We start from the raw sequence: 22,623 nt of genomic DNA on the forward strand, positions 1-22,623 counted from the left end.
ACGCTCCGCATGGTTACCGTCACCAGTTTGTTAATTTGAGCATCGGGCGCGGTAACCTTAACGGAAGACTAACGATAATTCTGAATACTGGCGGTGTAGAGTAAGGCCGGAAGGCGCGCTCTGCAGAGGAAAACGATGACGCCAGCCAGAACCGACGACCGCACGCTTCCACCTTTGTTCGACATAGGACCGCTATGGGCGGTCCTATGGGGGCGACGCGTTATGGTGCTTGCCATCGCCGGCGCGGCGCTGCTGCTTGCACTGCTTTATCTTGCCGTGACGAGCCCGAGCTATACGGCGACCGCCTCGATGTTGATCGACCCGCGCGATGCGCGCGCGACCAACTTCAATGACGTTCTTCCCGGGATCGGCGCCGACAGCGCCGCCATCGCAAGCCAGGTCTTCGTCATCGAATCGCAAGACTTGCTGGGTGCCGTGTTCGAGAGCGAGGGGCTCCAAAACGATCCGGAATTTTCAGGCAAAGGCCTGGTCTCGCGTGTCTTGTCGATGTTTGGAGCTGGACGCGGCCCCTCACCGGACGCGGCCTTCAAACGTTTTCAAAAAGCCGTATCGGTGGACCGCGAAGGACTGACCTATGTCATAAATGTCTCCTTCACGTCGCCGTCGCCGGACAAGGCCGCGCGCATCGCCAACGCCATCGTCAATCGCTACAGAACGGGCCTCGCCGGAGAACGCGAAACCGCCAACAGCGATGTGAATTCTCTCCTCAATGACAGGATCAAGGGTCTTCAGAAGGACGTCAGCGACGCCGAGCGCGCGGTCGAGGATTTCAAGGCCGAGCACGATATTCTGGGTTCGGCGGATGGCGGTACATTGCAGTCCCAGCTCGACCAGCTCACGGCGCAGCTGATAACCGCACAGGGCGACGCCGATCAGGCAAGGGACCGATACAATCAGGCGCTGGCCGCCGGCACCTCGCCGGCCGGCCTGGCCAAGCTGGCGGAAATCCTTTTCTCCAATTCTGCCGTCAAATTGCGTGACGACTATAACCAGCGCGCAGCAGAGCTCGCCAATCTCGAAACCATGTATGGTCCTCGTCATCCGGCCATTGCGCGGCTCAGGTCCGAGCTCGGTCGCATGAACCGGCTGATGGCCGCAGAGGCGGAGCGAATAAGGCAGCAGCTAAAGGCGAGTTATGATCTCGCCGCCCAGAATGTCGCCAAGCTGCAGGCCAAGCTCGAGGCTCTGCGCCAGCAATCCACGAACTCGAGCATTGCACAGGTGCAACTGCGGCAATTGGACTCCAAGGCCCAGGCCGCCCGCACCGTGCTCGACGACTTCCTGAAGCGCGCGCAGGAAACGTCGCAGATGCAGGGCGTCCAGACGTCCGAGGCGCGCACGATCAGCGCCGCCTCCGCGCCGCTGCAGCCGACCTGGCCGAAGCCTGCCCTGCTGCTGCCGGTGAGCGCCTTTCTGGGCCTCATTGCCGGATGCGGTATCGCTCTCGCGCTCGGACCGGTCCGCAAGCCCGAGGATGACCCGCAAAGCCCTCGCGAAGAGGTGCCGCAGGCGGTCGAGCCAAGGGAGCCGAAAAAGGACGGCGCACGTCCAATGTCCCGTCCGTTGCCAGCCAATTTCGGTGAATTCCGCCTGCCGGGGGTCGCCGGCGGTGCGGCGCATTCAAACATCCAGGCGCTCAGGAAGTCACTGTTTCAAGCCGGCAACGACGCGCTTTCGCTCGGCGTGCTGAAGCTCATGCGGCAAATACTCCAGCGCCTTAGCGACCACCCCAAACCCTTCCTGCTCCTGGTCTCGTCGACGCACAGCAGTGTTGACGCAAGGCTTGCGGGCGCGATGGTCGGAATTGGTCTCCAGCAAGCCGAGCAGAATGTGCTTGTGGTTGAAATCGGAGGCCAGCCGCACCGTGCAGGGTACGGGCCCGGTCTGTTCATCGATGGCGCGAGCGGTCTGCGTACGGTCGTATGCAGTCCGGCCGTGGACAAGGGTGCAGAAATCCGGGATCGCAACACTTTGCGCGGCATTTTGGCCGAGGCCGGGAGCGCATTCGATTTCGTGCTCGTGATTGCCCCGTCCCTTGGTGAGAATGGTTGGGATCGGGAGATCTTTGCAAGAGCCGATCTCATGCTTTTCGCGCTGAGCCCATCCGAGTCTGCGTCGGCGGCTGCCGGCCTGCTCGAGCAGCATCTCGGCGCCGGCCAGATCGCACGCAGCGCCACGCTTGTGATCGAAAGCACACAGCCCACCGGGGGCAAGGCAACGCCCGATGTCGCGTCCGGGGCCGGCGAATGGCGCCGCAGTTCCGTCGCAAGGAGCTGACCGGTGCGGGCGGTTGAGCTTGTATCGCCGCCGACAGTGTCACGGCGGCACGCGCTTGCGCTGGCTGGCGGGGCCTTGCTTACGACCCTCCCCTTCTCTGTCTCGACGGCGCTGCCGGCAGCGACTGCTCGCCCCGTTCCGTCGCGTGGCTTCAATCTTCCCGGATGGTTCGAACGCGAGGAAGGTATCGCTCCGGCCACGGCGACGCTGGAAAAGCTGCGCCAAGCTGGGTTCGAAACGATCCGCTTGCCGGTGAATGGCGATCTTGTCTCGGACGGCGACCGGGCGATGCTCCGCCGCATCCGCGACGGGATCACGGACCTTGTCGGTCTGGGTTTCGCCGTACTCGTAGACATGCATCCGTCCGGCGATCTTCATGCGGCTTTCGAGCATGATCCGGCAAATGCGGCCAGGCGGGTGGTCCAGGCCTGGACGGCCCTGCGCGCCGTCATCGCCGACCTGCCGACCCGTTCGGTCTACCCGGAACTGTTGAACGAGCCGCCGATGGAGCGCGCCGCATGGCTTGAGCTGCGCCAACAGCTCGCCGAGACGTTGCGCGCCAGATGTCCGCTCCACACTTTGGTCTGGGGCCCGGCACGCTTCCAGGGCATATGGGAAATAGCCGACACGCCGCCCTTGGCCGACGACAGGCAGATTGCAGCCATCCACTACTACGCACCCATGGCATTCACCCATCAATGCGAGAACTGGGATGCATCGCCGCTCGCTCGCATCGCCAACCTGCCCTTTCCCACGACAAAGGAAATGCCGCAGGTGCGCGAACTGGTCTCCAGATTGCGGGCAACGGGCGACGAAGAGGCTGCCTCCCTGGTGGAGAAGGAACTGTCAGACCCCTGGACAGACGCGCGGATCGCTTCGGACTTTGCCGAGCTCGGGCGCTGGTCCAGTGCCCATGACTGCCCCGTCATCCTGAACGAGTTCGGCGTGCTCAATTTCTGCGTGGATCCAGCAAGCCGCGCGGCCTGGGTCCGCGCCGTGCGCAAGGCGGCAGAGGTGAACCACATCGGCTGGGCCCATTGGGAGCTCGACCAGGGTTTTGGCATCATCGCCAGCAGGCAAAGCACCGAGGCGTTCGATCCTCAGATGATCGCCGCCCTGCTGGGAGACGAAGGCGGCGACTGAAATGGACAACAGACGCCAAGGCTGCAGGCTGGCGCAGGCGAGGATCAAAGCGGACCGGCAATGAGCATCACAGGGACATATACGCCTGCCGGGCTAAGCGCGCGGGCCCCGGACGCGTCGAGCGCCGAGGCCCTGCTGCACGTCTCGATGGCGCTCATCGTCGTTGCGCTCGGCGTTTCGGCCTTTGCGGTGTGGACGCCGTTCGGGATCGTCGCGACGTTCATACTGACGCTGATCGTTTCGAATGCGGTGCCCGCGGGCATTCCTGTCGTGATCATCTGCGCCTTTCTTTACCAGAACCTCATGGTCGCCTGGTACACGCCTTACATCCCCGACAACGATACGTTCGACGCGCTGCGCGGTACGAACTTCATCATCCTAATGACCGCCTTCTGCATTTTCCTGGCGGCGTCGTTTCAGCACCGCGTGCGCGCCTTGCCCGAATTGCGCGCCTGGCTGCTGCTGAGCATCGTGCTGTGCGGGACGATCTGTTTCTATTTTGCCCTGGGGGTCGTGCATGGCGGCCCCAAGGACGCGGTCGTCTACTTCCGCAACACGATCACGCCGCTCGCCTGCTTCCACATAGCGGTCCTGGCCGCCAGCCTCTATCCCATCGACCTGCGCAAAAGCATGCTTTGGCTAGGCACCGGTGCGGTCATCTACGGCTATGTCGAACTGACCTTCACGATGAATTTCCTCGGCCTCTTTCATGGCGACCTCTACATCGAACGCAACATCGCGCGGCAGATCGAGACCGGCGTGTGGGAAAAGGCGCTCAAGGAAACCGGCTTCGTTTTCCGTGGGCTTGAGGATGTGATGACGACGACCTTCTTCAACACGCCGTTCTTCAACGACATCCTGCCCAGCGTCTTTCGCATCGGCGGTCCGAACTTTCATTCGATCAGCTATGCCTATGCGCTCAGCATCATATCGGCCTGGCTGCTCTTCAGGGGTCGCTGGCTGCTGCCCATCGCCGCCTTGCCGCTGCTGCTTGTCATCGGCTCCAAGGGCGCGACATTCATGCTCCTCGTGGCACTGTGCGTGCGGCTGTTCCATAGCCCTTCCCGCACCGGTCTGACGCTTGCTGGTGTCGTCGCCCTGGCCGTCGTCTGGACGACCGCGGCAATTGCCTATGGCGCCACCCATGGCGACTATCACGTGCTCGGCCTGGCGGCGGGCATACGCGACTTCCTGGCCAACCCGCTTGGCCAGGGACTGGGGCTGGGCGGCAATCTGTCGAGCACCAGCATCAATCTCAGCTGGTCGACCGCCCAGGCGGAAGGCGCCGCCTCTATCCCCGTCGAAAGCGCCGTCGGCGTCATGCTTTACCAGATGGGAATTTGCAGCCTGGTCTTCTTTGGCTTCCTGGCGGCGCTCGCCGTGGCGGCCCGGCGCCAGCTGATCGAAACCGGCGACCTGAATTTCCTGTTTGGTTTCGTCGGCATTGTCACCATCTCGGCCAACGCCGTGTTGCAGGAAGAGGCATTTTACTCGCCTCTCGCTCTCAGCTTCTGCCTGCTGCTCGTTGGTGTCTCGCTGGGAACACGCTGGCGTGAGATGGCGGCGGTGCGGGCCAGGCTGCCAGAGCAATTCCAGGAAAAAGTGTGAAACGGTTTTCCGTCCGGAATTGCGCCAAAACAAAGAGATAGAGCGGGTCGGCGTTTCCGTGAAACGATGAACCGCTCTGGCCTGACTTTTCAGGGGCCGAATATCACCAGTTCGGTGAACGTCAGGTCGCCGGGCGAAGGCGGCTTTGGACCTTTGAAGTATTTCAGCCCTTTGCTTGGGAAGTACCGGCCGAACAGACCCGGGATCGGCTCGTTGGCGTCGACGAGGCAAAGCAGGGTTCCCCGTCGCAGGAGAAAGCGCCCCATCGCGCCGGCGCAGCCGCTCAGATCCGCGAGAGAACGGCAATAGACGATCTGCGAGCAAGGTACGAGACCGTGCAATATCCGGCGCGACCTCAGCACCAACGGAAAGGCCGTTCCGTCGCGAATGCAGATCAGCGAGAGGCAACCCAGCGCGGCATGCTCCAGGAGGATATATCTCTCGCTGTCGGACAGCATTGCCATTTCGGCCAGCTCGGAGCGGACTTCGAGCACGCGGCATGACGGTTGCGCCGGGCTCAAGGCGGGCAGGAAGGCGAACTGGCCGCTGGCAAACAGGCGAAAGCCCATCGCCTTGTTGGCGCTCAAGGTCGAGGGTGCCGGCGAAATGTTCGTGTAGGTCACATCCCTGCGTTTGAGGACCGGCCAGATCAACTTCATGGCATAGGGACGGAACGCTGCATCCACGGACCAGCTTGAAATGTTGCAGCGGATTTCGTCGCCCTGGTAGCGGGCATAGAGGGTGAGCACGACCCCCACGATCCGCCCGGATGCCTCAAGCGCAAAGCCGTAGCGCGGGAAATCGTCGACCGCGGGCCGCTCTGACAGACGGGTCAGCGCGCGCATCCAGTATTTGCGGCTGCGCAGCGGAAAGCCCCTGCGCAGACAATCGACCACGCCTTCCCAATCACTTTCCTGGATTGGTCGACAATTAAGATCGGCAGGGGGTGCGTCAGGTGCGGCCATAATCAACTCAAGAATACTGTCAAGCTAATTAGATATATTTCACCCCAAGCGCATAATAGTATACAACCATTAACAATCCCTGCCCCCTTTCGGGAAAAATGCCGCTGGCCGGCCCCTCAAACGCCGATCAGCCATCCCGCCGGCATCGGCCCGGCAGGTCGATCAGGCGCTTCGAGAGGCACATCGGACTTGCGGCGGAGTCCAGCCTCTGTTTCCCTGTCTCACGGCCATCGGGTTCTGATTCGCCCACCAGCAAGCCTTCATCCCGTGCCGCAAATAGATATCTGTCGACCCCTGCGCCGGGTCCGTTCCAGGAGAAACGGCAAATGAACAGCGCGACAAGGCCCATAATCTCGGAGATGCGGCCGAAGATAACCGTCGTCGGCGTCGGCGGTGGCGGTGGCAACGCGGTCAACAACATGATTGCCGAGGGCCTGCAGGGCGCGGAGTTCATCGTCGCCAACACCGACGCCCAGGCGCTCACCATGTCGAAGTCGTCGAGGCTGATCCAATTGGGAGCCCATGTCACCGAAGGCCTGGGCGCCGGATCGCTGCCCGAGGTCGGCCGTGCGGCAGCCGAAGAATCGATCGATGAGATCATGGACCATCTTGCGGGAACGCATATGTGCTTCGTCACCGCGGGCATGGGCGGCGGAACCGGAACGGGCGCGGCGCCCATCATAGCGCATGCCGCGCGCAAGGCCGGAATCCTGACCGTCGCTGTCGTCACCAAGCCGTTCACCTTCGAGGGAAAACGCCGCATGCAATCGGCCGAAGAGGGCATCGAGCGGCTCCGCGAATGCGCCGACACGGTGATCGTCATCCCGAACCAGAACCTGTTCCGGATCGCCGATGCCAAGACGACCTTCGCCGATGCTTTCGCCATGGCCGATCGCGTCCTCTATGCTGGCGTCGGCTGCATCACCGACCTCATCGTCAAGGAAGGGCTGATCAATCTCGACTTCGCCGACGTGAAATCGGTGATGCGCGACATGGGCCGCGCCATGATGGGCACCGGCGAAGCCGCCGGAGAAGACCGCGCCAAGAAAGCCGCCGAGGCGGCAATCGCCAATCCGCTTCTCGACGAAGCCTCCATGATCGGCGCCAAGGGCGTTCTGGTCTCGATCTCGGGCGGCATGGACATGACGCTGTTCGAAGTCGACGAAGCCGCCACCCGCATCCGCGAGGAGGTCGACGCCGACGCCGACATCATCGTCGGCGCCATATTCGACCGGGCGCTCGCCGGAAAGTTCAGGGTGTCGGTCGTGGCCACCGGCTTGCGCCAAGGACTTGAGATACCGGCCTTTGCGGGATCGGAAATCCATACGAACTGACCGTGGCTGGTAGCCTTTAGAGCAATTCCAGGGAAAGTGTGAAACGGTTTTCCGTCCGGAATTGCGTCAAAACAATAGAGAGATAGAGCGGTTCGGCGTTTCCGTGAAACGATGAACCGCTATAGTCACAGCGCACACCCATTCCCTGCGGCAGGAAGATCCCAAGAGAAATCCCTACTCGAAAGAATAAGTAAACCCATCCCCGTTGGCGCCAACCGTCACTTTCGTCATCTTCTCGCCCTCGAGCGAGCGGTTCAGCACGCCGCGGCTCAGTTCCGGCAGCAGCGTGTTGGTTAGGATGGCGTCGATCATCCGCCCGCCGGATTCGATCTCGGTGCAGCGCGCCTTGACCAGGTCCATGACGCCGTCGCCGATCACCAGTTCGGCGTCGTTGGTCGCACGTAGCCGGCGCGCGATCTTGGCGAACTGGTGGCGGGTGATGGCTTCGATCATTTGATCCGAGAGCGGGTAATAGGGAATGGTCACGACACGGCCGAGGAAGGCCGCCGGGAAAACCTTCAGCAGCGGGCTGCGCAGCGCGGTGTCCAGATCGTCGAGCCCGGCCCGCATTGTGCCGTTTTTGGTGCGGTCCATGATGACCTCGGAGCCGACATTGGAGGTGAGCAGGATCAGCGTATTCTTGAAATCGATCCGCCGCCCCTCGCTGTCGTCCATCATGCCCTTGTCGAAGACCTGGAAGAAGATCTCGTGCACGTCCGGATGCGCCTTCTCGACCTCGTCGAGCAGGATCACCGAATAGGGTTTTCTGCGCACCGCCTCGGTCAGGATGCCGCCCTTGCCGTAGCCGACATAGCCGGGCGGCGCGCCCTTGAGCGTCGAGACGGTATGCGCCTCCTGGAATTCGGACATGTTGATCGAGATGAGGTTCTGCTCGCCACCATAGAGCGTCTCGGCCAGCGCCAGCGCGGTTTCGGTCTTGCCGACGCCGGACGGGCCGCAGAGCAGGAACACGCCGACCGGCTTTTCCGGCGCGCCGAGGCCGGCGCGGCTGGTCTGCACGCGTTTGGCGATCATCTCCATGGCATGGTCCTGGCCGACCACGCGCTCGGACAAGGTGCCGGCCAGCCGCAGCGCCTTTTCGGTCTGGCTGGACAGCATCCGTCCGGTCGGGATGCCGGTCCAGTCCTGCACTACGGCCGCCACCGCATTGCGGTCGACCGACGGCAGGATCAGCGGCGTCTCGCCCTGCGCTTCGGCGAGTTCAGCCATCAGTTCGCGCAGCCGCGCGAGATCGACGGCCGGATCGGGCGACGCACCGCCGATTGCCGCCTCGGTTTCGGGCTTTTCGGTCTTGGGAGCTTCCGTCTCGGATGCCTTGGCTTTCGGGGCATTGGCCTCGGCAGCCTTGCTCTGGGCGTTCTCGGGCGCTTTGGCCTCAGGCACCACCGTCCCGGCCGTGTCCACAGCCGCCATTTCGCCGGCGGCCTCATCCGCCGCTACAGCATCGAGCGGCACGCCCTCGCCGCGCAGCCTGGCGCGCAATTCGAGGATTTTGGCGACCAGTGCCTTTTCCCGCTCCCAGCGCGCTTGCGCGGCGGCCAGCGTGCCTTCGGTCTCGGCAAGTCCGGCGTCGACCCGAGCCTGCCGGTCGGTCACCTCAATGCCGATCGCGGCCTCGCGGCCGATGATGCCGTTCTCGACCTCCAGCGCCTGGCGACGGCGCAATATATCCTCGACCTCGGCCGGCGTGGCATGCTGCGATATCGCGACCCGGGCGCAGGCCGTGTCAAGCAGGCTCACTGCCTTGTCCGGCAGTTGCCTGGCCGGAATGTAGCGGTGCGACAGGCCGACCGCGGCCTCAATCGCCTCGTCCAGGATTTGCACCTTGTGGTGTTGCTCCAGAACGCCAGCCACGCCGCGCAGCATGAGAACGGCCACCGCTTCCGACGGCTCGTCGATCTTGACCACCTGGAAGCGACGCGTCAGCGCCGGATCCTTTTCGATATGCTGCTTGTATTCGGCCCAGGTCGTTGCCGCGATGGTGCGAAGCTCGCCGCGCGCCAGCGCCGGCTTCAAAAGATTGGCCGCGTCGCCGGTTCCGGCCGCACCACCGGCGCCGATCAGCGTATGGGCTTCGTCGATGAACAGGATGATCGGCTTTTCGGAGGACTGCACCTCATCAATGACCGCCTTCAGCCGTTTCTCGAATTCGCCTTTCACGCTGGCACCCGCCTGCATCAGCCCGACGTCGAGCATATGCACGCTGACATTCTGCAGCGTCGGCGGCACGTCGCCCTGGGAAATGCGGAGCGCAAAGCCCTCGACCACGGCCGTCTTGCCGACCCCCGCCTCGCCGGTAAGGATGGGGTTGTTCTGGCGACGCCGCATCAGGATGTCGACGATCTGCCTGATTTCCGGATCGCGGCCGACGACCGGGTCGATCTTGCCGTCGCCGGCACGCTGGGTCAGGTTGGTGGCATATTTGGCCAGAGCCGAGTCCCCACCCGGACCCCGTTTCATCGGCGCCTCGGTGGCGGGGGCCGTCGGAGCAGCGCCCGCTTCGAGCGAACCTTCCGTCACCTCGGCAAAGCGCTTGATGACAGCGTCGGCATCGATCTTGTCGAATTCGGCGCTGATTTTCGACACAAGGCCTTCCAGCATCGGCGTCTTCAGGCAAGCAAGCAGGATGTGCGAACTGCGCACCTCTTCGACACCGAATTCCAGCGCCGCCAGGTTCCAGCCTTCCTGGATGGCGTGAAAGATATGGTCGGAAAACTCCTCCACCGAGGTCGCGCCATAAGGGAGCTTGTCGACGGCGCGGGTCATGTCAGCCGTCAGCCGGCCGACATCAATCTCAGCGTCGGCGATGATCATTTGCACGTCCGAGCGCTCCGAAAGCACCAGTTGCTGGACGAAATGGACGAGTTCGACGTAGGGATTACCGCGCATCTTGGCCGTGTCGGCCGCAGCCTTGAAGGCGCGGACGCCGACAGGGTTGAGCTTAGCGACCAGTTCCTTGCGCTTGAAGCTCTGCGATGACCGGCGCTGTTCCATCGAACCTGCTCCTGAAACCTGCCAGCCGATACCCTGCCACATAAGCAGCAACTTGACAAAGCGCGCGACGAATGAGCCGCTCGGACGCCGATCCGGCCGGCGCCTGCCATTTCACGGAACGCCCCGCATCTCCGCGAAAACAAACATGAAATTGCCCCCGCCTATGCGATGCATTTCACATACGGGGTTCGGTTACCACGCCAGGTTCCGGCAGCCAAGAATGGTCGCGTTTAGCTTCCGTTAGTTTTTGAGCAGCTGTTGAATTGTGATAAAGTGACGCAGTGTGATAAATGTTTGATCACGCAGGTCTCAGGGCCGCTTGCTGGGGGTTGGTGTGATTGATCTCGCACTCTGGCTGAATCCTTTGAACGGTGAAAACCCGTCAGGGGAAGATTTGCGCAACGATCCGGCCTTTCACGAGATCGAGCGGCTCACCGAACCGCAGCTCAAGGTCGTCCAGGAGGGTCACAACAAGCCAGTCGAATCCACCATTCCGGTCGACTGGCCTGCCGTGCTCGACAAGGCGGAAGTACTGCGCAGCCATGGCCGTGACCTGCGTCTGCTTGTCATTGTCGCGCGGGCGCTGGCCAATGAAGAGAGACTGGCCGGGCTGACGCTTGGCCTGAGCCTTGTTGCACAAAGCATCGACCAACATTGGGACACGATGCATCCGGCGTTGCGGCCGAGCGCTTCGCCACGCGATGCCGCCTTGCGCCGTCTCAACGCCTTGGCCGACCTGCAAAATGGTCAGGACGGCTTGCTGTCGGATCTGCGTCAGATGACGCTTTTTGCGCCGCGCGGCATCGGGCCGATCAGCGGACGCGACCTGGAACAGGCCGCGCTCGACGAGCGCGTCATGCTTCAGGAAGCCGCCTCGGGGTTGAACACGGCCGAAAAGGCGGCGCTGGCCGGCGCCCACAGCCAGTTGCTGAACCGGGTGCGCAGCGGCTGCGCGGCACAGGCGGATCAAGCCGGTGCCGAGATGACGTCGCTCGTCGCCGACGCCCGCGCCGCGATCGCGGCCCTCGATGCGGTCGAGGCCGCACTCAACGCCCGTCTTGAAGGCGGTGCCCCTGTTCCGGAATTAAAGCGGTTTCTCCAGCGTTTGCTGACGACGCTCGAACGCAACGCGGCCGCCGGGGCCGCGGCGAATGGCGCGGCAAAGCCGGCCCCGGCGCCCGCCGAACCGGCAATGCCTGCTCGAAACGGTCATGGAGCCGATACGATGGCAAGTGTGGCAAGCTACGCGGAGCCAGGCAGCACTGGCCTGCCCGACCGGATCTCCTCGCGCGACGACGTCGTGAAATGCCTCGACCTCGTGGTCGCCTTCTACGACCGCACCGAACCGTCGAGCCCAATCCCGCATCTGGCTCGCCGCGTGCGCCGCATGGTGCACATGGATTTTGTTGAACTGATGGAAGATCTCGCCCCGTCGGGGCTGAAGGAATTCCGGCTCCTGGCCGGCGTTCCCGACGCCAAGAAGGCCGCTCAGAAGGATGAAAGGTAGCAACACATGCCAGCCGAAAGCAAAGCGAAGGTCATCGAACGAAATCGCGCGCCGCGGGTACAGATCGCCTACGACGTGGAAACCTACGGCAGCCCGACGACGATCGAACTGCCGTTTGTCATGGGCGTGGTGGCCGACCTTTCCGGCGCCTCGCAAACCAAGGAAGCCTCGAAGTCGGTGCTCGACCGCGCCTTCGTCGAGACCGACGCCAACCGCTTCCCCAAATTCATGGAAGCGCTCGGGCCGCGCGTGAAGGCACGCGTGAAGAACACGCTGCCGCAGGTCGAAGGCCAGGAGCGCGACGAGGAACTGGCGCTCGATCTCACCTTCACCAAGATGGGAGATTTCGCGCCTGACAAGATCGCCGCGCAGGTTCCGCAATTGGCCGAGATCCTCAAGATGCGGCGTCAACTCGAGGAACTGCTCGGCTTCATGGACGGCCGCGTCGATGCCGAAAAGCGCATCGCGCAATTGCTGAACAATGAGCCGCTTCTGGGCAAGATCGCCGGCCAGGCAATGTCCGACGACGACAAGGCTGGAGAGTAAGTCATGGCCGAACAGCAAAAAACCGCACCAGCCGTCGCCGAGGCGGAAGCCATCGACCTCGGAGAATTCAGCGGCCTCCTCGAGAAGGACTTCAAGGTCAAGAAAGACGACAGCGAAAAGCTGCAGCAGCTCGTGCGCAACCTCGCGCTCGCAGCGCAGTCGCGCTCCGAAACCACGACAATTTCGTCCAACGCGATCAAGTCGATCAAGTCGCTAATCGCGGGCATCGACAAGATGCTGACCGAGCAGGTCAACGAGATCCTGCACGCACCGGAAGTGCGCGAAATGGAAGGCACGTGGCGTGGCCTCTGGTATCTCATCAACAACACCGAGACGGATCAGAAGCTGAAGATCCGGGTGATGAACATTTCCAAGGAGCAGCTGGCCGACACGCTCGAAGACTATGAAGGCCAGATGTGGGACCAGAGCCCGATCTTCAAGAAAGTCTATACGGACGAGTATTCGATGCTTGGTGGCGAGCCGATCGGCTGCATTATCGGCGCCTACGAATTCTCGAACCATCCGCGTGACGTCGGCCTGCTGCGCAACATATCGGGCATCTGCGCCTCCGCGCATACGCCGTTCATCGCCGCCGCCTCGCCGCGCCTGTTCCGCATGGACAGCTGGCAGGAACTGCCTAACCCGCAGGACCTGCAGATGATCGTGTCGAACCCGGCCTATGCCTCGTGGCAATCGCTGCGCGAGAGCGAGGACGCGCGCTACATCGGCCTCACCATGCCGCGTGTGCTCGCGCGCCTTCCCTATGGCACCGACACCGTTCCGGTGAAGGGCTTCACCTTCGAGGAAGAGGTGCAGGCCGATCACAACAAATATGTCTGGATGAACGCCGCCTTCCCGATGGGCGTCAACATCAACCGCAGCCACAAGCTCTATGGCTGGGGCACGCAGATCCGCGGCGTCGAGAACGGCGGCACGGTGCTCAATTTGCCGGTGCACTCCTTCCCGACCGACGACGGCTCGATCGCGATGAAATGCCCGACAGAGGTCGCCATCGACGACCGGCGCGAGGCGGAATTGGCCAAGCTCGGCCTGATGCCCATCCTGCACCGCAAAAACACCGATCTCGCTGCCTTCATCGGTGCGCATTCACTACAGGACGACGAGACGCGTGCCGGACGCCTGGTCGATCCCGACGCCCAGTCGAACGAGCGGCTGAGCGCCAACCTGCCCTATCTTTTTCCGGTTTCGCGCTTTGCGCACTACCTCAAGGCGATTGCGCGCGACAAGATCGGATCGTTCAAGGAACGCTCCGACATGCAGATCTGGTTGACCGAGTGGATCAACCGCTACGTGCTGGCCAACCCGGCCTTCGCCGACGACAAGGCGCGCGCCAAGCGCCCGCTTGCCGCGGCCGAGGTCCAGGTCGACAGCGTGGAGGGGCGGCCGGGCTATTACAATGCCCGCTTCTATCTGCGTCCGCACTACCAGCTGGAAGGCATCAACGCCTCGCTCAGGCTGGTGTCGGAACTACCGTCCGTGAAGACGTGATTGCAGCAACCACATCTTGTTTTGTTTGAAAGCGGTGGAGAAAGACAATGGCAGTGAAAATCGATGGCTTTCTTAAGGTTCCGGATATCAAGGGCCCAAGCGTTCGTGACGGCCATGAGGACGAAATCGAAATCCATGGGGTCGATTACAAGATCGTCGCTCCCTACGATCCGAATTCGCTCTCGCGCCGTGGTCGCGTGTCCCTGGGCATGATCAAGTTCACCAAACACTATGACAAGGCCTCGCCCTATCTGAAAAAGGCGCTGTTCGACAACAAGGCGCTGGACGAAGTCGTGTTCTCCGCCCGTCGGACGATCGACGGAGAGACCAGCGACTACCTGGTCGTTACCCTGACCGACGCCTCGATCATGGAATACGACATGAAGCAGGCCGAGGACGAGGAAGACCTGATCGAGGAGGAGGTCAGCTTCGCCTACAAGAAGATCAAGTTCGTCTATGACAAGGATGACGAAATCGAAATGGATGTCTATGTCGGCAAGTGAGGCCCGGCGGCCCGGCGCGAACAAGCTGCAGCTTACCGGCAGTTCGCGCGCGAAACGCGAGGCGGTCCAACCCTCTCTTTGGGACCGCCTCGTCAACGACCTGCCGGGCCTGACCTCCGAAATAGACGGGCTGCGCCAGCTGTTGCAGGACGAGCTTGGCGCGGATCGGCTGGACACCCTCTTTGCGGGCAGCGCGCGGCACATCGACGCCGACGCGGAGCTGACGCCGGACCAGAAACGGCGCCTGCACCGGTTGATCTTCCAGACCCAGCACCGCGCGGAGATCGAAAGCCGCGGCGTGGTGGTGTCCGCACGCGTGCTGAGAGAAGCCGTGCGGCGCGATATCGAGGCCTTGTTCAACACCGAACGGTTCGAAGCCACGCCGCTTTTTTCCGACCTCGAAAACGAACAGGCAATGGACAACCCGCCATCGCTCGCCGATTTTCCGGAAGTGCGCCGCAGCGTGGTCAATTATGGCGTGCCCTCTTTCTCGGGCCGTTCGTCGCGGGACTTCGACCGCGATGTGCTGGCGCGCGAGATCCGCTCCGTCCTTGCCACGTTCGAGCCGCGCCTGAAGGAGAGCGCGACAACGGTGACGGTCACCCTCGGCGACAAGACCGCGGGCCTGAAGATCGAGATAGACGCCGTGCTGATCATGACGCCGACACCGGAACGGATGCGACTGCGCACGACGATCAATCTCGACAACGGCCTGGCGCGGACCGAGCTTAGGGAAAGCTGAGATGGATCGGGTCTTCGTAGAATATTACGAGGAGGAACTGACCCATATCCGCGCGCTCGCCGCGGAATTCGCCGACATGCATCCGGCGGTGGCGCGCAATCTTTCGCTCGATACGGTGCCCTGCCCCGACCCCTATGTCGAGCGGCTGCTGGACGGCGTTGCCTTCCTTGCCGCGCGCACCCGGCTCAAGGTCGATGCAGAACGCTCGCGCTTCTCGCGCAGCGTGCTCGACGTCCTCTATCCCGATCTGGTCACGCCGGCGCCGGCAACCGCGATGGTAGTGCTGAAACCCGGCCAGCAGGTCCAGTCAATGATTGCCGGCCATGTCGTCAAGCGGGGCACGCGGCTGGTCTCCAGCCTGCAACCCGGCCTGTCGACGCGCTGCACCTTCACCACCGGGCAGGAGGTTGCACTGTGGCCGATCGCGATCACTTCGGTCAGCTATTTCCAGGATCGCAGCGGGCTGGCTGCGGCCGGCATCGGGCCGATCGGCGGCGTTGCCGGCGTGGCGGCACTGCGCATCGCCTTGGCCCGCACTGGAAAGGGCAAGCTCGACGAATTGGCGCTCAACCGGCTCGATCTCTATTTTGCCGGGCGCACCAAGGCGCCGCTGATCTTTGACGCCATCTTCGGCGCCTGTTCCGCACTTGGCGCACGCGCGGAAGGCAAGACCAATCCGATATCGCCCCTGCCCGAGCCCGAGATGGTCGGCATCGGCGACGACGAAGCCTTGATGCCGCGCACCCGTCCGACATTCGAAGGCTACCGCCTGCTGCGCGAATATTTCATGATGCCCGAGCGCTTCCACTATGTGCGCGTTTCAGGGCTGCAGCCGGTCGTGCGCAGGTGCGAGGCCGGGATCGAGATCATCTTCCTGTTCCGCCGCCCGGTGCCTGAACTTGCCGACCTGGCGCCAGCCGATTTCGAACTCTTCGCGACGCCGATCATCAATCTCTTCGAACGAGAGTGCAACGTCATCGAACTCGATGCGCGCAAGACGCGACAGGTGCTGCATGCCGACCGCACAAGGGCGCGGGACTTCGAAATCTATCGGGTCACACGTGTCGAGGACGCCGATACGGAAGGCAACGACGCCGAAATCCCTCAACTGTTCAGCCTGGGGCAGAATCGCGGCAGCGGCTGGGTCTATTCGACCGAACGGCGCCCTCGCCGGGCGACCGAGGATGAACGGCGCGACGGCCTGACCCGCACCTCCTACACAGGCGACGACGTATTCCTGGCGGTTTCGCGTCCGGTCGCAAGCCCGGCGAACCGGCCGCTCAAGCGTCTCGATATCATGGCCCTTTGCACCAATCGCGATCTGCCGATTCTGGACGACAACCCGACCTTGACCCTGGAGACAGCCGATCCGGTCGAAACGGTCAGGCTTCTCGGTGCGTTGCGTCCGCCGCAGCCGGCGATCCCAGCGGCGCTGCCGGTCGGCGCCGAAGGAGAATCCCGGACCGACAATCTTGCCTGGCGGCTGGTGGCGCAGCTCGCACTCAACTTCCTCAGCCTTGCCAAGGAAGGTCGTGGCGTTGACCCGCTGCACGCTTTGCTTGATCTCTATGCCGACCGCGGCGATCCGAGCCTCGCCCGCAACGTGCACTCGATCGTCCGCATCGACTCGCGCCCGGTCATCGAACGGCTGCAGATCGACGGGCCGATGTGCTTTGGACGCGGCACGGAAGTGACGTTGCATGTGGACCAGTCGGTCCTGGCGGGGCAAAGCACGCTGCTGCTTTCGGGCCTGCTTGCCCGGCTGTTTGCCCGCCACGCCGGCATAAACGGCTTCGTGCGGACCCGCACGCGGCTGTTGCAGAAGCAGGAGGATGTGCCATGGCCGATGACGCCCGGCAATCGCTACCTGATCTAGACAAGGTCGAGCCAGACCAGGCCGGGAGGCTGTCCGAGGCGTTCGACTTCTTCGAGCTGTTGCGCCGGCTCGAACAGAAGGGCGGGTTGTTCGGCTATTCCGGCCAGCCGGCCCGCGAGCCGGCAAGGCTGGGACAGCATGTGCGTCTCAGTTTCTCGGCCAGGGACGTCGTTGGTTTCCGCGAGGCAGACGACAAGGCACCGGCGCGAGTCACGGTGGCGAATCTCGGCCTGCTGGGACCTGAGGGGCCCATGCCGCTGCATTTGACGCGCTGGGTGCTCGATCGTCTGTCGCAGCGCTGGTTCACCGGCGCCGAGGCGCAGCAGACCAGCGACACGACGTTCGTGGACTTCGTCAACATTCTTCAGCACCGCATGATCGCCCTTTACTATCGGGCATGGGCGGATGCGCATCCGGCGGTACAGGTCGAACGCGCTGTCGGTGGCCGCGTCCGCGCCATGCTCCAGGCGATGGCGGGTATCGGCCTTCCCGGCACCCAGGATCCCGATCTCGACACGGTGAAGCTGCGCCAGGCCGGATCGCTGGCCAGTCAGGTCGACGGCCCGGAGCGGCTGACGCTGTTCCTCGCGGAAGCGTTCAAGGTGCCGGTCCAGATCAAGGAGTTCGTCGCTGTCTGGATCACCATACCGGCGACATTCCAGACCCGCGTGGCCAAGGCCTACGCGGCACTGGGTCGCGGAGCGACGATCGGGCCGCGCGTTTTCAGCCGTCAAAGCCGGATCGAACTGCGCGTCGGCCCGCTCGGATTTGAGGACTTCAAGGCGTTCCTGCCGGGCGGCCAGCGTCTGAAACTGTTCAAACAGGCCGTTCGCGAGATGATCGGGGAAACGCTCGACGTCGATCTGCGCATCGTGCTGGCGCGCGAAGCTGTGCCGCCACCGCGTATCGGAACCGTCCAGCTCGCCCGGACCGCCTGGCTTGCGCGGCCCGCCGAAAGGGGAGATGCTGACGATCTGCGGCTGCGGACGATCGTTGGATGGCGGCCCGACATGGCGGAGGTCGCGGCATGAGTCTGCTGCTGACGCTGGAGCAAGGCCCACGCACCCAGGCGGTGCGGCAGACCCGGCTGGACGAGGGTGAGCTGGTGATCGGACGCAGTGCGGACGCGGGCTGGCAGATTGACGATCCCGACATGTTCGTCTCGCGTGCCCATTGCAAGATCTCCGGCGGGCAGGATGGGTACTTCGTCACCGATACGTCGAGCAGCGGGCTGTTCATAAACGATTCCGACAGCCCGCTCGGCGCCGGCAAATCGACCCGTCTGCAAAGCGGCATGCGGCTGCGGCTGGGCGACTATGTCTTGCATGTCGATCTGCAGACGCCGACCGGCCCTTCGCTCGCCGCGAGCCAGGCCATGCCGGAGCGGTCGCCGCCTCCGTCGCGCGGGCCGGTGAGCATCGGCCACGACGATTTCTTCTCCGCCAGGACCGAAGAGGAGCCGCGACGGCCGCGGCCGGCCGATCTGCCGAACCCGTTCGAGCAGCCTGTGCCGGGCGCCTTCGAGCGTGCCAGCGCGGACCAGCGCAATTCTCCGGCCTTCGACGACCCGTTCAGCCTCGACCCGGTGCCATCGCTCAACGGCGCGGCCGAGCCCGCCTCGCCGAAGCCGCCTTCATTCGAGGACGATTTCGGCTTCGGGCCGGCCGAGCCACCCGTTTCGGCGAACGGCGCTTCGCCAGGCGGCCAGCGAGAGCGCGCCGCCGAGAGGCCGCAACCGACGAACCCGTGGGATTTGCCGGTGCAGGCGCCGGAGCCACCTCCCCCGCCACGCCCGGCCGCCGTTGCCCGGCCTGCCCACCCGCCGGCAGCGGCACCGCAGGAAGACATGGCGCTTCGCAGCGCATTCCTACGCGGAATGGGCGTCGAGGAAGCCGATTTTCCCGGACGCGACACCATCGCCGAAATGGAAAAATTCGGTCGCGAATACCGGCTGATGATGGAAGGCCTGATGCAGCTTCTGCGCAAGCGCGCCGAGGAAAAGGGCAACGCTCGCGTCGCCCAGACGATGGTCGGCGCCTCCGAGGTCAATCCGCTCAAATTCCTGCCGACGGTCGACGACGCGATCGTGACCATCATCGCCGAGCGCAGCCCCGGATTTCTTGCCGGCGAACCGGCGATCGCCGATGCCGTCCGCGATCTTGCGCAGCATCACGTGCGCGCCTGGCGCGGCGTGCAGGCAGCGCTGCGCCAGATGATCGACCGCTTCGACCCGGCGATGATCGAGGAAGAGCTGAAATCGAATTCCGCGATCGGCACCCTGCTTTCGGGCGGGCGTGGCGCCAAGCTGTGGGAACTTTACCAGAAACGCCATCGTGAAATCGCCGAGAGCGCGGAGAAGAGCTTCCTTGGCGAAATCGGCGCTGATTTTCGTGACGCATATGAGGAGGAGTGAAACATGATCGATCGACGCGAATTTGTCATTGCCCTGGGTGCGACCGGGCTGCTTGCGGCTTGCCAGAGCGGCCCGCCGAAACCGTCCGTGATCACAGTCAACCTGACCGGCGCGGCCGGCATGAACCCGGGACCAGGCGGCGGCGATCGGCCGGTGACGGTCCTGATAATGCGGCTGCGCAGTACCGGCAAGTTCAATTCGGCCGATTATTTTGCCCTGCAGGGCGATGCTGGTTCGGCGCTGGCCGGCGACCTCATCGGCTCCGACCAGGTCTCCGTCGGGCCGGGCAAGTCCGCGTCCAAAACCATCACCGTCGAGCCGGACGCGGCCGCATTGGGCTTCGTCGCCCTCATTCGCGAGCCTGGCGGACGAAACTGGCGGACAACCAAGTCGGTTTCGGCCGGCTCGACATTCACCGTCAACGTCACGCTTGGCAGCGGCGGCATATCCGCCTAGCGGCCAGGGCAAGGGGTGCTCGATGCAGGAAGTAGCGGCATGAGCGATGCAAACAGGGTGCTGTGGTCCGAAGGGCTGTTTCTGCGGACCCAGCATTTCCAGCAGCAGGACCGGTTCTTCGAGGCGACCGTGCGCGGCGCGTTGCAGGCCGGGCAACTGCATACGTTCGGCTTCACCCAGCTGACGCTGGACCAAGCCTTGCTCGATGCCGGCCAGGTATCCATCCTGTCGGCGCGGGGCATCTTCCCGGACGGCACCCCTTTCTCCATTCCGGATCTGATGGACGCGCCGCGACCGCTGCCGGTCACCGCCGACACCGGTGCCGGAGCCGTTCTGGTCGCCCTGCCGCTCGAGCCTGCCGGCGGTGTCGGCTTCGACCCGGCGCATGCCCCATCCGCCGGCGCACGCTATCATGGGCGGATCGTTTCGGTCCGCGACGCCGTGCAGGGCGGATCGGACGCGGAAGAAATCGAAATCGCCCGCCCCCAGGCGCTGCTGCTTGCGCCGGGCAAATCGGTCGGTGGTTACACCGCTCTGCCCATAGCCGACGTCAAGGGGGTGCGGGCCGATGGCGGCGTTTCGCTCGACGAGACGTTCCTGCCGCCGACACTGGTTACAGGGGCCGTGGCGTGGTACCGGCAATTGCTTCTGGAAGTCGTCACCGGGCTCGACCAGATCGCCGAGGCGCATGGCAAGATGGTGCTCGGCGGACCGGGGCGCAGCGTCGAAGACCTCCTGATGCTCAACCTCGCCAATGCGGCGCGCCCGCGGCTGGCGCACATGCTGGCGCAGGATGTCTTCCATCCGGCCGAGCTTTACCTGGAGCTTGCCGGTCTCGCCGGTTCGATGGCGACCTATGGTTCGAGCGCGCGGCGGCTGGGCGAGTTGCCGGCCTACGATCACATGGCGCCCGGCCCCGCCTATTCGGCGCTGGCGGATGCGCTGCGTTCGCTCATCCTCAGCCTACGCTACATCGAGCCGAAATCGCGCGCCCTGCCCGTCATGCGGCATTCGACCAATGTCTGGAAAATCCGCATCGACAACCCGAAGCTGCTGGTGGCCAGCCGCATCGTCATCCGGGTCGGCTCCGAGCTGTCGGAGGATGCCTTGCGCAAGATATTCGTCAATCAGGCCACCGTCGGCTCGGCCGACCAGTTCGAGGGCCTGTGGAAATCGCGCCTGCCGGGCATTCCGCTGAAGCCGCTGCATTCGCAGCCCCGCGAAATCCCTTATGACGGCGACAGGCTGTGCCTGGAGCTGGACCAGAAAAGCGAGCACTGGGCCTCGCTGCTCGATGCTCCCGGCTTCGTCATCGGCGTCTCCGGCGTATTGCCGAGCGAGCCGCAGGTGGACTGCTATTCGGTGAACAGGTGAGATCATGAGCCGGGATGATCCTTTCGGACTGTCGGAGGATCGCGAACGCACTCGCATTCGGTTGACGGGGTCGCCGATGCCGCGGCCGATGGCGCCGCTCATGCCTGGTGCGCCGGTCAAGCGCGCGCGTGCGCACCCGAACGCACTCGTCAACGCCTTCGCGCCCCTGCTCGAATTCGCACCCGAGCTTGAAAGCGCGCTGCCGCCGGAAAACCCGGAAGCGTTGCGCACCCGGCTGCTCGACGAACTGGTTCGCGCCCGCGACACGGCAATGGCGGCGGGCTCCTCGATGGAGCGGGCTGATCAGGCGGCATGGGTGGTCGCGGCCTTGCTCGACGACCTTGCCCTGAACACGCCATGGGGCGGCGCCAGCGCATGGCCGCGCCAGCCGCTTGTGGTCATGCTGCGCGGCGACGTCGATGCAGGCACGCAGTTCTTCACCCGTCTCGACGAACTGGAGCGTCACCCGAACCGGGATCGCGAACTCCTGGAGCTGCAATATCACTGCCTGGCGCTCGGCTTCCGCGGCAAATACCGCGTGCCCGGCCGCTCGGGCGACCGCTCGATCAATGCCGTGCGCGTGGCGGCGGCGCGCTTCCTGCGTGACGCCGATGCCGAAGGCGCGCCGCTGTCGCCAAACTGGAAAGGCGTGATCGCATCCGACGAGCCGCAGCGCTTCATCGTCCCGATCTGGGTGATGGCGCTCGCCGCCGCCGTCATCGCCACCGCGATCCATGTTGGGCTGTCGATGGGGCTGAGCAGCCAGGCGGTCGAGCTTTCCGCGCTGGTTCGCGCGCTGCCGCCACCCACCCGCGCCGACATCACCCGCGCCTCGCCAAAGGTCGACGAGCCGCCACCGGAGGCAGTGACCGTGGATTTCGCCTTGCTGCCGGAATTCGAGGCCGGCGCGCCGGCCGACCTCAAGCGGGCGCTCAGCGGCACCGAGAGCGTCTCGCTGGCCAGGCTGGTCATCCAGGCCACCAACCCCGAACTGTTCCAGTCGTCGCGGGCGACGTTGACCGAAGGCTTCGAACCGCTGATCGGGTCGATCGCCAAGGTGATCCTCGCCAATCAGGAGCTGATCGGCAAGATCACCGTGGTCGGCCACACCGACAGCATTCCCCTGCAAAGGTCCAACCCGCTCTCCACCAACCAGCGGCTGTCGGAAGAGCGCGCTGCGACCATTGCCGAGATGCTGGTGCAGAACGGCGTGGCGCAGGACCGCGTTCGTTCCGAAGGCCGCGCGGCCACCGATCCGGTGGCCGACGACAGCACGCGCGAGGGCCGGGCCTTGAACCGGCGCGTCGAGGTGCTGGTCGAGAAGAGGCTGTGAC

General features: G+C 64.0%; 17 protein-coding genes. 15 read left to right on the forward strand and 2 right to left on the reverse strand.

Features of this window, described 5'->3' with window-relative positions; all coding sequences use genetic code 11:
• The first annotated feature begins 135 nt into the window (after positions 1-135).
• The 3 genes from D3227_RS08290 to D3227_RS08300 all read left to right on the forward strand — a co-directional run bounded on the left by D3227_RS08290 (position 136) and on the right by D3227_RS08300 (position 5,049).
• Complete coding sequence (locus D3227_RS08290; RefSeq protein WP_281034902.1) at positions 136-2,298, forward strand: GumC family protein; 2,163 nt, start codon at positions 136-138, stop codon at positions 2,296-2,298.
• 75 nt (positions 2,299-2,373) lie between these two features.
• Entirely contained in the window at positions 2,374-3,441 is a 1,068-nt protein-coding gene (locus D3227_RS08295) for a glycoside hydrolase family 5 protein (protein WP_245451696.1), read from the forward strand.
• Between the two features lie 60 nt (positions 3,442-3,501).
• Positions 3,502-5,049, forward strand: a complete 1,548-nt coding sequence (locus D3227_RS08300) for a hypothetical protein (protein ID WP_120013647.1) — start codon at positions 3,502-3,504, stop codon at positions 5,047-5,049.
• Between the two features lie 89 nt (positions 5,050-5,138).
• Here the strand turns inward: D3227_RS08300 and D3227_RS08305 are convergent, their stop codons facing one another.
• Positions 5,139-6,014, reverse strand: coding sequence for a hypothetical protein (locus D3227_RS08305; RefSeq protein ID WP_245451697.1), 876 nt, complete (start codon positions 6,012-6,014; stop codon positions 5,139-5,141).
• Between the two features lie 326 nt (positions 6,015-6,340).
• Here D3227_RS08305 and ftsZ point away from each other — a divergent pair, with 326 nt between their 5' ends.
• Positions 6,341-7,348, forward strand: coding sequence for a cell division protein FtsZ (gene ftsZ / locus D3227_RS08310; protein WP_120013649.1), 1,008 nt, complete (start codon positions 6,341-6,343; stop codon positions 7,346-7,348).
• Positions 7,349-7,522: 174 nt separating this feature from the next.
• On the opposite strand, the gene tssH is transcribed toward ftsZ, so the two are convergent.
• The gene (gene tssH / locus D3227_RS08315) at positions 7,523-10,363 is read right to left on the reverse strand and encodes a type VI secretion system ATPase TssH (protein WP_120013815.1); all 2,841 of its coding nucleotides are present in this window, start codon (positions 10,361-10,363) and stop codon (positions 7,523-7,525) included.
• Between the two features lie 334 nt (positions 10,364-10,697).
• Here tssH and tssA point away from each other — a divergent pair, with 334 nt between their 5' ends.
• Genes tssA through icmH form a run of 11 tightly spaced genes read left to right on the forward strand, consistent with a single transcriptional unit; the run spans position 10,698 to position 22,622 of the window.
• Positions 10,698-11,870, forward strand: a complete 1,173-nt coding sequence (gene tssA / locus D3227_RS08320; protein ID WP_120013650.1) for a type VI secretion system protein TssA — start codon at positions 10,698-10,700, stop codon at positions 11,868-11,870.
• 6 nt (positions 11,871-11,876) lie between these two features.
• A complete protein-coding gene (gene tssB, locus D3227_RS08325; RefSeq protein ID WP_120013651.1) occupies positions 11,877-12,416 on the forward strand; it encodes a type VI secretion system contractile sheath small subunit in 540 nt (179 codons plus the stop codon).
• A 3-nt stretch (positions 12,417-12,419) separates the two neighbouring features.
• Entirely contained in the window at positions 12,420-13,925 is a 1,506-nt protein-coding gene (tssC, locus tag D3227_RS08330) for a type VI secretion system contractile sheath large subunit (protein ID WP_120013652.1), read from the forward strand.
• 47 nt (positions 13,926-13,972) lie between these two features.
• Entirely contained in the window at positions 13,973-14,428 is a 456-nt protein-coding gene (locus D3227_RS08335) for an Hcp family type VI secretion system effector (RefSeq protein WP_006204798.1), read from the forward strand.
• Complete coding sequence (gene tssE, locus D3227_RS08340) at positions 14,415-15,170, forward strand: type VI secretion system baseplate subunit TssE (protein WP_120013653.1); 756 nt, start codon at positions 14,415-14,417, stop codon at positions 15,168-15,170. The genes D3227_RS08335 and tssE overlap by 14 nt, the downstream gene beginning before the upstream one ends.
• A 1-nt stretch (position 15,171) precedes the next feature.
• A complete protein-coding gene (tssF, locus tag D3227_RS08345; protein ID WP_120013654.1) occupies positions 15,172-17,046 on the forward strand; it encodes a type VI secretion system baseplate subunit TssF in 1,875 nt (624 codons plus the stop codon).
• The gene (gene tssG / locus D3227_RS08350) at positions 17,010-18,077 is read left to right on the forward strand and encodes a type VI secretion system baseplate subunit TssG (protein WP_120013655.1); all 1,068 of its coding nucleotides are present in this window, start codon (positions 17,010-17,012) and stop codon (positions 18,075-18,077) included. The genes tssF and tssG overlap by 37 nt, the downstream gene beginning before the upstream one ends.
• A complete protein-coding gene (tagH, locus tag D3227_RS08355; RefSeq protein WP_120013656.1) occupies positions 18,074-19,459 on the forward strand; it encodes a type VI secretion system-associated FHA domain protein TagH in 1,386 nt (461 codons plus the stop codon). The genes tssG and tagH overlap by 4 nt, the downstream gene beginning before the upstream one ends.
• 3 nt (positions 19,460-19,462) lie before the next feature.
• Positions 19,463-19,915 carry a type VI secretion system lipoprotein TssJ gene (gene tssJ / locus D3227_RS08360; RefSeq protein ID WP_120013657.1) on the forward strand — a complete coding sequence of 151 codons (453 nt, stop codon included), beginning with the start codon at positions 19,463-19,465 and terminating at the stop codon, positions 19,913-19,915.
• A gap of 39 nt (positions 19,916-19,954) precedes the next feature.
• Complete coding sequence (gene tssK, locus D3227_RS08365; protein ID WP_120013658.1) at positions 19,955-21,289, forward strand: type VI secretion system baseplate subunit TssK; 1,335 nt, start codon at positions 19,955-19,957, stop codon at positions 21,287-21,289.
• A 4-nt stretch (positions 21,290-21,293) separates the two neighbouring features.
• Positions 21,294-22,622, forward strand: a complete 1,329-nt coding sequence (gene icmH / locus D3227_RS08370; protein WP_120013659.1) for a type IVB secretion system protein IcmH/DotU — start codon at positions 21,294-21,296, stop codon at positions 22,620-22,622.
• Position 22,623 lies beyond the last annotated feature (1 nt).

Origin of the sequence: Mesorhizobium waimense, from assembly GCF_003601975.1 — a bacterium.
GTDB classification, from domain to species: Bacteria; Pseudomonadota; Alphaproteobacteria; order Rhizobiales; family Rhizobiaceae; genus Mesorhizobium; species Mesorhizobium waimense.